This window comes from Burkholderia pseudomultivorans, assembly GCF_902499075.1.
In the GTDB taxonomy this organism is placed as follows: domain Bacteria; phylum Pseudomonadota; class Gammaproteobacteria; order Burkholderiales; family Burkholderiaceae; genus Burkholderia; species Burkholderia pseudomultivorans.
In genome coordinates, this window is record NZ_CABVPP010000029.1 from 67,108 (window position 1) to 80,827 (window position 13,720).

A 13,720-nucleotide genomic window follows, 5' to 3' on the forward strand; every position below is an offset into this window, starting at 1 on the left:
CTTGTTTCTTGGCACGGGTATTGCTGATGGTCGTGTACGCAACGGAGGCGATTGTGACCGATATCGATGTTCCTGTTCAGAATCCGGGCACGGTGCCCGGCGCCTGCTTTGTGCGTGTCCTCGGGACGCGCAACGAGCGATTCATCGAGTTCGAGTTTTCGATCGGCGATCCCGACCTGGCAGTCGAAATGATCATGCCGATCCCGTATTTCGAGGAGTTTTGCCAGCGCCACGGCGCACGGCGACTCACCCCCGAGCAGGAGGCTGGACTGGAACTGGATCGATGTAAATGGCAGTACGGGCAGCCCGGCGTGCAGGACTGAGCCCACGCGAATTTTTCGGAGGAGACAACGTGCAGATCGACATCAAGACCTCATCGGTACAGCCGATCAGGAACACCTACGCCTATACGGCGCGCCGCTTTGGCGACAAGCCGGCTTCGCGATATCAGGAAGCGAGCTTCGACATTCAGGAAGAGATCAACTTCCACTACAAGCCGCTCTGGGAGCCTGAGCGCGAGCTTTACGACAAGGCCCGTAGTTCGATTGAAATGGTCGACTGGTACGTATTGAAGGATCCGCGCCAGTTTTACTACGGCACCTACACGATGGCGCGCGCCCGTCAGGGGGAAGTGTTCGAGAGCAACTTCTCGCTCGCGGAACGCGGTGGCTTCGCCTCGCGGGTGAGCACCGCCTTGCTGGATTTTGTGCGAGATCTTCTCGTGCCGCTCCGGCATTACGAATGGGCGGCGAACATGAACAACGATTACGTGACGGCATACGGCTACGGCGCGGCGCTGACCAACGCAACGATGTTCGCGACGATGGACCGGCTCGGCACGGCCCAGTACCTGACGCGGATCGGCTTGATGTTCGACCCGCAGCAGGGGCCGCTGCTGGATGCTGCCAAGGACGCCTGGCTGCAGGGCGCGCAGTGGCAGCCGCTGCGCGCGGCTATCGAGCGGAGCTTCGTCTGCCGCGACTTCTTCGAGCTCTTCGTGGCGCAAAACCTCGTGTTCGACGGCTATATCTATCCGTTCGTCAAACAATGCGTCGAGAGCTGGGCGGACGAGCGCGGCGGCATGGAGCTCGCGCTGCTGACCGCCTTCATGAGCGACTGGTTCGACGAGACGAAAGGGTGGATCGATTCGGTCATCAAGACTGTGGTCGCGGAATCCGAAGCGAACCGTGACCGGGTGGAGCAGTGGACGAGCGAGCGCCGTGCCGTCCTTCAACCGGCCATCGCAGCCCTTGCGACGCATCTTGGCAGCCACGTTCCGGAAGGTCTTCTCGCAGAACTGGATGCGTCGTTCGACGCCCGGATTCGCAAGCTCGGTCTCGCCGGCAACGGAGGTGACGCATGAGCAAGATGGTATTCCTCGCGCTCCAGAGCAACGACGAGACGCGGCCGATCGTGCAGGCGATCGAGGCAGACAATCCGCACGCGAACGTGGTTCACATGCCCGCGATGGTCAAGATCGACGCGGCCCAAAGACTCAGCGTGAAGCGCGCGACGGTGGAGGAACACCTGGGGCGCAAATGGGATGTACAGGAACTGCACGTGAACCTCATCAGCATATCGGGGAACGTGGACGAAACGGACGACGAGTTCGTGATCGGCTGGTTCAACTAGTCGGAACAAGATCGGAGACAGACAATGAATGCCCAGAATCAACCGGCAGCGGCAAAAAAGCTGAACCTGAAGCAGCGGTACGGCCTGATGACACGCGGCCTCGGGTGGGAGACCACCTATGAATCGATGGACGAAGTCTTTCCCTACGACAAGTTCGAGGGGATCAAGATTCACGACTGGGACAAATGGGAAGATCCGTTTCGTCTCACGATGGATGCGTACTGGAAGTATCAGGCAGAGAAGGAGCGCAAGCTTTACGCGATCATCGACGCCTTTTCCCAGAACAACGGCCATTTGAACGTCAGCGACGCGCGCTACATCAACGCGATCAAGATATTCCTGACGGGTGTCACGCCGATCGAATACAACGCTCACCGCGGTTTCGCGATGGTGGGGCGTCAGTTGCGGGGCGTCGGCCCGCGCGTGGCCTGCCAGATGCAGGCGATCGACGAACTGCGTCATTGCCAGACGCAGGTACATACGCTCAGTCACTACAACAAGTACTTCAACGGGTTCCATTCCTGGCCGCAGAACTTCGACCGCGCGTGGTATCTGTCGGTACCGAAGTCGTTCGTCAACGACGCGATGACCGCCGGCCCGTTCGAGTTCCTGACCGCGACGTCGTTCTCGTTCGAGTTCGTGCTGACGAACCTGCTGTTCATGCCGTTCATGTCGGGCGCGGCCTACAACGGCGACATGGCGACCGTAACCTTCGGCTTCTCTGCACAGTCCGACGAAGCACGTCACATGACGCTCGGGCTTGAAGTCATCAAGTTCATGCTGGAGCAGGATCCCGACAACGTTCCGATTGTTCAGCGGTGGATCGACAAGTGGTTCTGGCGCGGCTATCGCCTGTTGTCCCTGGTGGCGATGATGATGGACTACATGCTGCCGAAGCGCATCATGTCGTGGCGCGAGGCCTGGGAGATCTATTTCGAACAGAGCGGCGGCGCACTCTTCGACGATCTGTCGCGGTACGGCATCCAGATGCCGAAATACTGGGAGCAATCGGTCAAGGAGAAGCACCACATTTCGCACCAGACGTGGTCGCTGTTCTATCAATACTGCTGGGGCGCGGGTGTCCATGCGTGGATGCCGCAAGAAGACGAAATGGCCTGGCTCTCCGAGCAGTATCCGCAATCGTTCGACGCGCAGTACCGTCCGCGCTTCGAGTCGTGGAAGGCGGGCGAGCAGGCCGGCAAGCGCTGGTTCAACACGAGCTTGCCTTGCCTGTGCCAGACCTGCCAGTTGCCGATGGTATTCACCGAGCCGGACGATCCGACGCGCCTCGCGCACCGCGAAAGCCGCTATCTCGGCGACGCATACCATTTCTGCTCGGATGGCTGCAAGGACATCTTCGACCACGAGCCGGAAAAGTACGTTCAGGCGCTGCTGCCGGTTCACCAGATCCTTCAGGGCAACGCTGGCGGCCCCGAGCTGGAGGACGTCATCCGCAGCGCGTACATCGATCCCGTCGCGGATGCCGGCGCGTTCGAAACGTCGCAGGACGCACAGAATTGGGCGCGATGGAAGCAACCTGACTCGCCGATCGTGCGCGCTGCCTGACACCGCGACTTACCCGTACTGAAAAATATCGTGCGGTCACCGGAAGGTGGCCGCCATGGAGACACTCATGCCTGTCGTATCTCTTCAGCCCGGTTACCGGGGCAATGTGACTGACCGTGTCGAGAATTTTCACGGCCAGCAACTGCTGTTCGTTCGATGGGACGGCCATCTGAACTTCTGTTCGCCGATTACGCTGCCGATCCCGCCCGACCTCACGTTTGGGGCATTCGTCGAGACCGTTCTGCCGGCCACGACGTTCGCTTCCGACCCCGACTGGGCGCATATCGACTGGGCGCGCACCGAGTGGAGCGTGTCGGAGCAGCGAGTCGCTCCCGATCCGGCGCTGTCGTTGGCCGCGCTCGGCATCGGGCACAAGGCTTTTCTGTCGTTCCGGACGTTCGTCTCCACGGCAGACCGCAAAGCGCTTTCCTGAAGGTGATTGGCCATGACTTACCAACTTACCATTGAGCCGATCGGTCAGGTCATCGACGTGATGGAGGGGCAGACGTTACTGGATGCCGCCCTGCGTCATGGAATCTGGTTGCCGCACGCGTGTTGTCACGGACTGTGCGCGACCTGCAAGGTGCAGGTCGTTGATGGGGAGTTCGAGCACGGGATGGCTTCCCCCTTTGCGTTGATGGACTCCGAGCGCGAGGAGGGGAAGTGTCTCGCATGCTGCGCGACACCCGTCTCCGACATCGTGATCGAAGCGGAAATCGAATCCGACGAAGATGCACGGCCGATTCCGTTGCGCGATTTCGATTCGGTCGTCGAATCCATCGAGGATCTGACGCCGACGATCAAGCAGGTCAGGCTGCGCGTGCTCGATGGGACGCTCGACTTTCAGCCGGGGCAATACCTCAATCTTCATGTTCCGGGATCCGATCAACCACGTGCATTTTCGATCGCGAGCACGCCAACCGCGAGCTTGATCGAACTGCATATCCGGAAGGTGCCCGGAGGTCAGGCGACGACCTATATCCACGAAGCGCTGCAAGCCGGTCAACGCTTGCGCTTCTCGGGTCCGCTCGGTCGCTTCTACGTGCGCAAGTCGGATGCACGCCCGGTGATCTTCATCGCTGGCGGGTCGGGCCTCTCCAGCCCGAAGTCGATGGTCATGGACATGCTGGAAAGCGGCGACACGCGCGCCATCCATCTGTTTCAGGGTGCCCGCAACCGCGACGAGCTGTACTACGCCGAATTATTCGAAGCGCTCGAGAAGGATTACCCGAACTTCAAGTATGTCCCCGTCCTGTCGGATGAACCTGGCGATTCTGAATGGCAGGGGCGCCGGGGATTCGTGCATGAAGCGGCCGACGCGGTTTTCCAGGGCGACTTCAGGGAGCACAAGGCCTATCTGTGTGGGCCGCCACCGATGATCGAGGCGTCTATCAGGACGCTCATGAAGGGGCGTCTGTTCGAACGCGACATCTACCTCGAGCGGTTTTTCAGCGCGGCGGACGCCGAGCAGCGCGGGACGCGCAGCCCGCTGTTCCGGAATATCTGAAAGGGGGCGCCCGTGCAGGAGGCAGGCTTTGTCGTGGTCGTCGAGGACGACGGTGAAAGTTACAGGTGCGGACCGAACCTCTCCCTTTTGCATGGCATGGAAAAAGCGCGTCGAGAGAGCGTTCCGGTCGGTTGCCGGAATGGCGGCTGCGGAATCTGTCGGGTGCGGATTCTCGAGGGCACCTACCAGGTTCTGAAAATGAGCCGAGCGCAGGTCAGCGAGGCGGACGAAGCCGAGAAGATCGTGCTGGCGTGCAAGGTACTGCCGCTTTCCGATATCCGGTTGAAGAAGCTCGGAAGAAAAATCTGACGAACACCTAGGTATCCGTAAATAAATTCAGGAGACTGAGATGAGCATGCAAGGAGTTTTGCGGCCGGGGCATGTCGCCCTGCGCGTAATGGATCTGGAAGAGGCCGTTCGCCATTACTGCGACGTGCTGGGCCTGCTCGAAACTGGCAGGGATGATGCTGGCCGCGTCTATCTGAAGGCGTGGGACGAACACGATCATCACAGCGTCGTTTTGCGTGAATCCGATTCGCCCGGACTCGACTATATGGGCTTCAAGGTCGGCAGCGACGCGGCGCTTGACGCGTTGTCAGTGCGACTTCGCGACGCCGGCGCGCCGATCGAGTGGATGGCGCCGGGCGAACATCTTTCGACCGGGCGCCGGCTGCGATTCGTCGCGCCGACCGGCCACGTGTTCGAACTGTTTGCCGACAAGGACCTGGTAGGCAACGGCATGCCGACCACCAATCCCGGCGTGATGGCGCCGGGCCTCAAGGGCATTCACCCGACCCGGTTCGATCACTGCGCGTTATACGGCGACGACGTCGACGGTGTGGTTTCGCTGTTCGTCGACGTGCTCGGATTTCAGATTACCGAGAAGTTCGTCGATGGTGAAATGCTGCTCGGGGTCTTCCTGACCTGCAGCACCAAGCCTCACGACGTTGCGTTCATGCGTGCGCCCGTCAAGGGGAAGCTTCACCACGTGTCGTTCAACGTGGACTCGTGGTCCGAAGTGCTCAGGGCGGCAGACCTGATCACGGAAAAGAACGTGTCGCACGACATCGGACCGACGCGCCATGGTGCGACACGCGGCGAAACCCTTTATTTCTTCGATCCGTCGGGCAACCGCAACGAAGTCTTCAGCGGTGGATACATCTGGTATCCGGATCGTCCTTCGTTGACATGGACGGCCGACGAGATCGCAAAGGGACTCTTCTATCACGAAAGAAAAGTAAAGGATTCCTTCATTTCTGTCATGACCTGATTCAACAGATTCAGACCTTTTGAACCGTACAACAGGATGTCGTCATGAAAAGTATCGAAGTTGCAAACAGTGTCCGCACGGGTTCGTTCGACACGAACTATCACGACCTTGGCGAAGGTTTCCCGATCGTCTTGATCCATGGGTCGGGGCCTGGCGTGACTGCATGGGCGAACTGGCGTCTCTTGATGCCGAAGCTTGCCGAGCATGCACGCGTCATCGCGCCGGACATGTCGGGATTCGGCTTCACGGAGCGCATCCCGGGGCAGGTTCACAGCATCGACGCATGGGTACAGCAGCTTGCCGATTTGCTGGATGCACTCGACGTCGAGCAGGTCGATCTGGTCGGGAACTCCTTCGGCGGCGGCATTTCGCTCGCGTTCGCGATCCGTTATCCGGCGCGGGTGAGGAAGCTGGTGCTGATGGGCAGTGCAGGCGCGCCGTTCACGCTGACGCCGGGACTCGATGCGGTCTGGGGATACACGCCGTCGATCGAGAATATGCGCGGAATCCTCGATATTTTTGCGTATGACCGCACGCTGGTTACCGACGAACTCGCCGAATTGCGCTATCGCGCGAGTATCCAGCCCGGCTTTCAAGAGTCGTTTGCGTCGATGTTTCCGGCACCGCGCCAGCGGTGGGTCGACAGCATGGCCAACACGGAGGAAAGCCTGCGGAAACTGAAGATGCCCGCACTGATCATTCACGGGCGCGAGGATCGTGTCGTGCCGCTGGAAGCTTCGCTGACGCTGTTCAACTGGCTCGAACATGCGCAGCTCCACGTTTTCGGGGAATGCGGACATTGGGCACAGATCGAGCATGCGGAACGGTTCGCGAAGCTCGTGAAAGACTTCGTGTCCGAATAGAAACAGAAGTGCTGAATTAATAAAAACAAGCGGTTCAGCAGAATTCAAATATTGGAGACAAATCTTGAGTACGAAAAAGGTACGGCATGTTGCCGTTGCTGCAGCGTTGCTTTTTACGGCGTCGGCTTATGCAACCGAGAATGGAGGGCAAACGGTGGGCTTGGGGGCGGAAGGGTTTGCGGCCGGTGCATTGCCGCCCCCTGGACTCTACGGGCTGATTTACTACAACAGCTATAACGCGAGCCAGTTTTCCGGAAACAACGGGAATTCGATGATTCCGGGTTTTGGCGTGCATGCCAATACGATCGCACCTCGGCTGGTCTATATGACAGACAAGACGATCGCAGGTGGTCTGCTCGGGTTCTATGCGTTATTTCCGTTGACCACGCTCAGCGTGAGCGCGGGAGGGCGTCACGACAGCCGTACGGGCCTGGGCGACAGTGTTTTCGCGCCATTGCTCTCGTGGCATCACGGAAACTTTCATTGGGCAGTGGCGGCTGAAGTCGTCACGCCGACGGGTGCGTATGACAAGACTCGCCTCGCCAACCTCGGAAACAATTACTACTCGTTTCGGCCGATGGGGGGATTTTCGTATCTCGATCCTAACGGATTCGATATTTCAACGAAATTTTCGTACACCATCAACACGAGAAACAATGATACCGATTACCGATCGGGAGATTATTTTGCCGCTGACTATAGCATCGGATATCACGTGCTTCCGTCACTGGCAATCGCGGTTGAAGGTTATTACATGCAGCAGCTGACGAACGACAAGGTGGGTGACGTCGTTGTCGCACCTGACGGATTCAAGGGGCGAGTGCTCGGTGTCGGTCCGGGTATCCGCTACCAGACGAAAGCCTTTTCGATCGAAGGTCGATTCATCAAGGAAACCATGGTGCGCAACCGCTCCGACGGCAGCAGCGTATGGCTGAAGGCCGTGGTTCCATTCTAGAGAAAGACGTTTGTACAGGAGCACACAATGAATACTGACGAGGTCATTCGTGCGATCGCGAATGAACTGTGCATCGCGGAATCACATCGCACGCCGATCGGCCCGATACGCGAGCAGTTCTCGAACATCGCCGGCAACATGTCGGCCGTTGAGTTTGCCTATGCCGTTCAGCAACTCAACGCCAGCCGTCGAGTCGAGTCGGGTGAGCGGCTGGTTGGCCGCAAGATCGGCCTCACCTCGCTCGCGGTGCAGCAGCAGTTGGGCGTCGACCAGCCCGACTTCGGTGCGCTATTCGCGAGCATGGAGTATGGCGACGATCGACCCATTCCGCTTTCGGAGCTGATCCAGCCGAAGGTCGAAGCGGAAATCGCGCTGGTGCTGGAGCGCGATCTCACGCGAGAACGTCATACCTTCGACGACATTGTCGGGGCCAGCGCATACGCAGTGGCAGCCATCGAGGTCGTCGATAGCCGCATCCAGAACTGGGACATTCGATTCGTCGATACGGTGGCAGACAACGCATCGAGCGCGCGCTTCGTGATCGGCAGTCGCCAGGTTCCGCTCTCGCAGATCGATCTGACGGCCTGCGCAATGGAACTTTCGCGTGACGACGAAGTGCTGTCCCGCGGCAGCGGCGCTGCGTGTCTCGGCAATCCGCTCAATGCAGCCGTGTGGCTCGCCGACCGCATGGTTCAGCTCGGCACGCCGCTGCGCGCCGGCGACGTGGTGCTGACGGGAGCGCTCGGCCCGATGGTCGCCGTGAAGGAATCCGGCACCTACATCGCGCAGATCGACGGCCTCGGCAGCGTACGCGCGACTTTCTCCGCCTGATACAGGAATTCACATGGCATCCGAAAAACTCAAGGTCGCGATCATCGGCTCCGGCAATATCGGCACGGATCTGATGATCAAGATCATGCGCAACAGCAAGCATCTGGAAATGGCGGCGATGGTCGGCATCGATCCTGGCTCCGACGGCCTGGCGCGCGCCGCGCGCCTCGGTGTGGCGACCACGCACGAAGGGGTGGTGGGTCTGACGAACCTGCCTGTGTTCAACGACATCGACTTCGTGTTCGACGCAACGTCTGCCGGTGCGCATGTGAAAAACGATGCGCTACTGCGGACGTTCAAGCCGTCGATTCGCGTGATCGACCTCACGCCTGCGGCCATCGGTCCCTACTGCGTGCCGGTCGTGAACATCGATGCCCATATCGAATCGCTCAACGTCAACATGGTGACCTGCGGTGGCCAGGCGACCATTCCGATGGTCGCGGCGGTGTCGCGAGTGACGAAGGTGCACTACGCGGAAATCGTCGCATCGATCAGCAGCAAGTCGGCGGGCCCTGGCACGCGGGCGAATATCGACGAGTTCACGGAAACGACGTCGAAGGCGATCGAAGTCGTAGGCGGCGCTGCGAAAGGGAAGGCCATCATCGTGCTGAATCCTGCCGAGCCGCCGGTCATGATGCGCGACACGGTCTACACGCTCTCCGAGGCGGCCGATCGCGAAAAGGTCGAGCAGTCCATCGAGGACATGGTCGCGAAAGTGAACGCCTATGTTCCCGGCTATCGCCTGAAGCAAAGGGTGCAGTTCGACGAGATTCCTGCTGATGCGCCGCTCAACATTCCGGGCCTCGGAAAGTTCAGCGGCCTGAAAACTTCGGTATTCCTCGAAGTGGAAGGCGCCGCGCACTATCTGCCCGCTTACGCAGGCAACCTCGACATCATGACGTCTGCGGCGCTCGCGACCGCCGAACGTATGGCGCAAGGAGTTTAAGGCCATGAACGAACCGAGCAAGAAGCTCTATATCTCCGACGTGACGCTGCGTGACGGAAGCCACGCGATTCGTCACCAGTACTCGATCCGGAACGTGCAGGACATCGCGCGGGCGCTGGACAAGGCAAAGGTCGACAGCATCGAGGTCGCGCACGGCGACGGCCTGCAAGGCTCGAGCTTCAACTACGGCTTCGGCGCGCACAGCGACCTCGAATGGATCGAGGCCGTGGCCGACGTGGTGACGCACGCGCAGATCGCGACGCTGCTGCTGCCCGGAATCGGGACGATTCACGACCTGAAGGCCGCGTACAACGCCGGCGCACGTATCGTGCGGGTGGCCACGCACTGCACCGAGGCCGATATTTCGAAGCAGCACATCGAATATGCCCGTGAGCTCGGCATGGACACCGTCGGCTTCCTGATGATGAGTCATATGACCACGCCGGAGAATCTCGCGGTCGAAGCGAAGAAGATGGAAAGCTACGGCGCGACCTGCATCTATGTGGTGGATTCAGGCGGCGCACTTACGATGAATGACGTACGTGACCGGTTCCGTGCGGTAAAGGCCGTGCTTCGGCCTGAGACGCAGACGGGCATGCATGCGCACCACAATCTGTCGTTGGGCGTGGCGAACTCGATCGTGGCGGTGGAAGAGGGGTGCGACCGTATCGATGCTTCGCTCGCGGGCATGGGGGCGGGCGCTGGGAACGCGCCGCTGGAAGTGTTCATCGCCGCGGCGGAGCGGATGGGCTGGAACCACGGCACGGAGCTCTACACGCTGATGGATGCCGCCGACGACATCGTTCGTCCGCTGCAAGACCGGCCAGTTCGCGTCGATCGCGAAACGCTCGCGCTCGGTTATGCGGGCGTGTATTCGAGCTTCCTGCGTCACACGGAAGTTGCAGCGAAGAAATACGGCCTGAAACCGGTCGACATTCTCGTGGAACTGGGCAAGCGCCGGATGGTGGGCGGTCAGGAGGACATGATCGTGGATGTGGCGCTGGACCTCCTCGAGCGTTCGGCGTCCGCGTAACGGTTGGCCGCGTGCGCAACCGGATTGGACCGCCCAATGCTTGGTTAGCGTTGGGCGGTTCAGCGTTGAGCGGTTGCAATGACCGCTCGGCAGCATCGACCTGGATGCGCACCGGCGCCGTGCGCGACAGGGCTTCTTGACGGACGGGCAGTCGCCCTTCAGGACGCTATAGCGGTAGACGACCGGCGTTAAACACGCGGCGCGCCGTTGCGGACAATCAAAGTGTTCGTATAGATCAACCCCGGGACAATCGATCGTCAAAATAAAGTGCCTGACGCTTGTCGTTCAGGCCACCTCGCTTTCTCCTTGATCGCCTGTCGTTGATCTTCTGCGCGTCAAGCTTCACGCATTCCGTTCTCAACGGCGCGGCCGAGCATACGCTTGAGCGAGAGAATCTCGTCCGAGGCGAGAATGGACAGCAACTCGTCGGAAGCCGTCGAGATGATCTCCGGAATTCGATCGGCTAGAAGCCGAGCCGTTTGGGTGATTTGAAGTCGGACGATTCGCCGGTCGCTGTCGCAGCCCTTGCGTGTCAGGAGGCCGCATTGCTCCATGCGATCGATTGCCCGTGTGATGGCACTGGAGGCCAAATCGAGTTCCCTCGCGAGTTCGGCCGTCATGCAGGGAGGGCGATTGGCGAGCACGAGCAGGATGCGAGCTTGTGAGATTGTTATCCCTAGCTGAGCTTTTATGCGTGGCGAGATCGTGTGATATAAGGCAGCCCGGGTTCGGGCCAGAAGAGACTCAAGCCCGTCGCCGCTCGACAGTGCTGTCGAGGTGACGTCGCTGGTTGAAGATAGAGGGATCATCTGTGCAGTTTTTCGATTCGTCGCGTGGTCTGGTCGATGTGGGGTAACCGAGGCGGTTTGCAATAACGTTGCAGATCTCGGCGCTCCGTCAGGAGTAACACCGGGATAGACCGGCCAAATCCGAACAAGTAATCACCAGCCACCCACCAGGGCCGCTACCCCGTTGAATCACGGTTGCGACCGCGGGAATCGTGGCAGACCTGGTTGGCCAAAGCCACGGTTATCGGGGTGTGAGGGTTGCAATGGAGCGCATGCTGCGCACCGAAGGTGAAGCAGCATGCAGTGCGTTACGTGTTCGATGCGGTGATGCGCGGGAACAGCGGCAGTGCGTTGTTGCGGTTGATCGCGGCGTGCTGGGCGGCGTTCAGCACGGTGCTGGCGTCTTGCTCGGCCGTGAACAACGAGCTGACGGGTGCGGGTGCGTACGGGAAGTCGCTGCCGAACAGGACGCGGCTTGGGTCGGCGAACGCCGTGAGGCTCGGCAGAGCAGACGGGGACGACAACGCGGTATCGAAGTAGAACTTCCGGAGCAGATCGAGCACGCCGTCGGCGGCCGGCACGTCGTGACGCGCGAGCGGCGCCACTTGAGCGACACGGTATGCCGCATAGGGCAGGAAGCCGCCGGCGTGCGACAGGATGATGCGTACGTTCGGGTACCGGGAGACGATACCGTTGAGCACAAGGTGTACTGCGGTGCGCGTCGTATCGAACGGATAGTCGAGCATCGGGCCAGGCATGCCGGCCATTTGCGCGATCGGGGGCATCGACGGGTGGATGAACGCCACTGCGTGGCGTCGGTCGAGCTCGGCCCACACGGGTTCGAACGCCGGGTCGCCGAGGTAGACGCCATCGTAGTTGCTCATCAGCACGACGCCATCGACGTTCAGCGAGTCGAACGCGTAGCCGATTTCGGCGAGCGTGCCGTCGACGTCAGGCAGCGGCAGCGTCGCAAAGTTGCCGAATCGGGTCGGATGCTTCGCGACGACGTCCGCGGTGTAGTCGTTCACCTTGCGTGCGATGTCGCGCTTTTCCTGACCGTGCCATCCCTTCACGCCCGGCGCCGTCAGCGACAACACGCCGGTAGCGATTTCGACCGAATCCATGAAGGCGAGTGCGCTGTCGATGCTCCAGGCGGGGCAGCTCCAGCCGGACGGATCACCGCCGTGCGCGGGCAACGCGTCGGCCCAGAACGGCGGGACGATGTGCTGGTGTACGTCAATGCGCTTGCGGTCGGACATGATGAGTCTCCTGTAAGAGTGGGGTACGTCGTGACGGCCAGTCGCCGGTCGTGCGGCTGGTCGCTCGAACTCGTGGTATCAAGTTCCTGATCAATCGTGCCCGACGATCAATCGTCGTAACGGTCACAATTGCCTTAACTTTCGCTGAGTTCATATGCAACCCTCATGCCAGGGGCTGTGTTCTCAGACATTCATTAGGAAACAAGGTGCCGCCACCTACTCGTCTCAGCGGGAAATTGCGAAAATTCGAAAGCTTGCGAAAATTATCAAATCTCGGCTCGTTGTCCACATCCGACATCGACAATCGGCCGATTTGAATTAATTTCATCGCGCACGCGTCGCACGCGCTGGCGCGTGGGGCTGCGTCGCTTATGGTCCACGATAAGCTTCACCACACGTCAATCTCGACGACGGTAACCTATCTGCATACCCACGAGATCCCGCGAGCCAGACAGTCCGATCAGGCGTTCAGCACGGCCGATTTCAAGCGGTAGTCTGTTCGCGCGTTCCGACAGATTCTGAGGGGCGAGCTCGTGAGGCGCCTTGGAATCGTAAGGCTGGCCGCCTGCTCTTGCCCGTTGCCGCTAACACTAATCGACTGGGACAGTGACCTGAGACGCATCGCCAGCCGGTGCCCCCAATCTGCTTGATCGTCGTTTCGACGGCTGGTTGCCCAATCGGGCGTGGGTCAGCGACATCACGTTCATCCGGACCGGCGAAGGCTGGTTATTTCTGGCGGCGATCCTGGATCTGGCGAGCCGATGCATCGTGGGCTGGTCGATGTCCGAACGAATCAATGCCGAGTTGGTCTGCCAGGCACTGCGCAGCGCGTGCTGGCAACGCAAGCCGGAACGGGGCTGCTGTTACATTCCGACCGCGGAAGCCAACATGTAAGCCGAACCTACCGGAAGCTTGCCGCCGACTTCAAGATGAACATCTCGATGAGCCGACGTGCGAATGCGTGGGATAACGCCCCGATGGAGAGCTTCTTTAAGAAGCTCTAACACAATGAGTTTTGCAGCTGTCGCCAGCAGATGATGCAAGCGGCGATTTTCATGAACGCCTCGTGT

At 60.1% G+C, this 13,720-nt stretch carries 15 protein-coding genes and 1 pseudogene; 14 read left to right on the forward strand and 2 right to left on the reverse strand.

The features are described from left to right. Positions 1-8: 8 nt before the first annotated feature. From BST28156_RS19510 to dmpG, 13 genes are all read left to right on the forward strand, one after another. Complete coding sequence (locus tag BST28156_RS19510) at positions 9-323, forward strand: phenol hydroxylase subunit (RefSeq protein WP_230953675.1); 315 nt, start codon at positions 9-11, stop codon at positions 321-323. Positions 324-352: 29 nt separating this feature from the next. Next, on the forward strand, positions 353-1,363 hold the full coding sequence (locus tag BST28156_RS19515) for an aromatic/alkene monooxygenase hydroxylase subunit beta (protein WP_174903141.1): 1,011 nt from the start codon (positions 353-355) through the stop codon (positions 1,361-1,363). Next, entirely contained in the window at positions 1,360-1,632 is a 273-nt protein-coding gene (locus tag BST28156_RS19520) for an MmoB/DmpM family protein (protein WP_060098872.1), read from the forward strand. The genes BST28156_RS19515 and BST28156_RS19520 overlap by 4 nt, the downstream gene beginning before the upstream one ends. Positions 1,633-1,656: 24 nt before the next feature. Beyond that, positions 1,657-3,198, forward strand: a complete 1,542-nt coding sequence (locus BST28156_RS19525; RefSeq protein WP_060217674.1) for an aromatic/alkene/methane monooxygenase hydroxylase/oxygenase subunit alpha — start codon at positions 1,657-1,659, stop codon at positions 3,196-3,198. Positions 3,199-3,265: 67 nt separating this feature from the next. Further along, positions 3,266-3,631, forward strand: coding sequence for a phenol hydroxylase subunit P4 (locus BST28156_RS19530; RefSeq protein WP_174903142.1), 366 nt, complete (start codon positions 3,266-3,268; stop codon positions 3,629-3,631). A 12-nt stretch (positions 3,632-3,643) separates the two neighbouring features. After that, a complete protein-coding gene (locus BST28156_RS19535; RefSeq protein WP_174903143.1) occupies positions 3,644-4,705 on the forward strand; it encodes an NADH:ubiquinone reductase (Na(+)-transporting) subunit F in 1,062 nt (353 codons plus the stop codon). Positions 4,706-4,717: 12 nt separating this feature from the next. Beyond that, entirely contained in the window at positions 4,718-5,014 is a 297-nt protein-coding gene (locus BST28156_RS19540) for a 2Fe-2S iron-sulfur cluster binding domain-containing protein (RefSeq protein ID WP_060220225.1), read from the forward strand. A gap of 40 nt (positions 5,015-5,054) precedes the next feature. Then, positions 5,055-5,975, forward strand: a complete 921-nt coding sequence (locus BST28156_RS19545; RefSeq protein ID WP_174903144.1) for a catechol 2,3-dioxygenase — start codon at positions 5,055-5,057, stop codon at positions 5,973-5,975. 44 nt (positions 5,976-6,019) lie between these two features. Then, positions 6,020-6,838, forward strand: coding sequence for an alpha/beta fold hydrolase (locus BST28156_RS19550; RefSeq protein WP_060217678.1), 819 nt, complete (start codon positions 6,020-6,022; stop codon positions 6,836-6,838). A gap of 64 nt (positions 6,839-6,902) precedes the next feature. Continuing rightward, positions 6,903-7,793, forward strand: a complete 891-nt coding sequence (locus tag BST28156_RS19555; RefSeq protein WP_174903145.1) for a SphA family protein — start codon at positions 6,903-6,905, stop codon at positions 7,791-7,793. A 27-nt stretch (positions 7,794-7,820) separates the two neighbouring features. Next, positions 7,821-8,624, forward strand: a complete 804-nt coding sequence (locus BST28156_RS19560; protein WP_060217680.1) for a 2-keto-4-pentenoate hydratase — start codon at positions 7,821-7,823, stop codon at positions 8,622-8,624. Positions 8,625-8,637: 13 nt separating this feature from the next. Beyond that, complete coding sequence (locus tag BST28156_RS19565; RefSeq protein ID WP_174903146.1) at positions 8,638-9,570, forward strand: acetaldehyde dehydrogenase (acetylating); 933 nt, start codon at positions 8,638-8,640, stop codon at positions 9,568-9,570. Positions 9,571-9,574: 4 nt separating this feature from the next. Beyond that, positions 9,575-10,603, forward strand: coding sequence for a 4-hydroxy-2-oxovalerate aldolase (dmpG, locus tag BST28156_RS19570; protein WP_174903147.1), 1,029 nt, complete (start codon positions 9,575-9,577; stop codon positions 10,601-10,603). Positions 10,604-10,938: 335 nt separating this feature from the next. On the opposite strand, the gene BST28156_RS35015 is transcribed toward dmpG, so the two are convergent. Beyond that, a complete protein-coding gene (locus BST28156_RS35015; RefSeq protein ID WP_063807659.1) occupies positions 10,939-11,412 on the reverse strand; it encodes a MarR family winged helix-turn-helix transcriptional regulator in 474 nt (157 codons plus the stop codon). A 287-nt stretch (positions 11,413-11,699) separates the two neighbouring features. Next, a complete protein-coding gene (locus BST28156_RS19580) occupies positions 11,700-12,650 on the reverse strand; it encodes an amidohydrolase family protein (RefSeq protein WP_174903148.1) in 951 nt (316 codons plus the stop codon). 633 nt (positions 12,651-13,283) lie between these two features. On the opposite strand from BST28156_RS19580, the pseudogene BST28156_RS19585 reads away from it, so the two are divergent. Then, positions 13,284-13,651: pseudogene (locus BST28156_RS19585) on the forward strand (IS3 family transposase); the annotation flags it as partial. Between the last annotated feature and the right edge of the window lie 69 nt (positions 13,652-13,720).

Excerpts from the sequence above, each read along its gene's own strand:
- BST28156_RS19520 (WP_060098872.1), top strand. The coding sequence starts at position 1,360 with ATGAGCAAGATGGTATTCCTCGCGCTCCAGAGCAACGACGAGACGCGG.
- BST28156_RS19530 (WP_174903142.1), top strand. The coding sequence starts at position 3,266 with ATGCCTGTCGTATCTCTTCAGCCCGGTTACCGGGGCAATGTGACTGAC.
- BST28156_RS19550 (WP_060217678.1), top strand. The coding sequence starts at position 6,020 with ATGAAAAGTATCGAAGTTGCAAACAGTGTCCGCACGGGTTCGTTCGAC.
- dmpG (WP_174903147.1), top strand. The coding sequence starts at position 9,575 with ATGAACGAACCGAGCAAGAAGCTCTATATCTCCGACGTGACGCTGCGT.
- BST28156_RS19565 (WP_174903146.1), top strand. The coding sequence starts at position 8,638 with ATGGCATCCGAAAAACTCAAGGTCGCGATCATCGGCTCCGGCAATATC.
- BST28156_RS19580 (WP_174903148.1), bottom strand. The coding sequence starts at position 12,650 with ATGTCCGACCGCAAGCGCATTGACGTACACCAGCACATCGTCCCGCCG.
- BST28156_RS19535 (WP_174903143.1), top strand. The coding sequence starts at position 3,644 with ATGACTTACCAACTTACCATTGAGCCGATCGGTCAGGTCATCGACGTG.
- BST28156_RS19545 (WP_174903144.1), top strand. The coding sequence starts at position 5,055 with ATGAGCATGCAAGGAGTTTTGCGGCCGGGGCATGTCGCCCTGCGCGTA.
- BST28156_RS19560 (WP_060217680.1), top strand. The coding sequence starts at position 7,821 with ATGAATACTGACGAGGTCATTCGTGCGATCGCGAATGAACTGTGCATC.
- BST28156_RS19525 (WP_060217674.1), top strand. The coding sequence starts at position 1,657 with ATGAATGCCCAGAATCAACCGGCAGCGGCAAAAAAGCTGAACCTGAAG.
- BST28156_RS35015 (WP_063807659.1), bottom strand. The coding sequence starts at position 11,412 with ATGATCCCTCTATCTTCAACCAGCGACGTCACCTCGACAGCACTGTCG.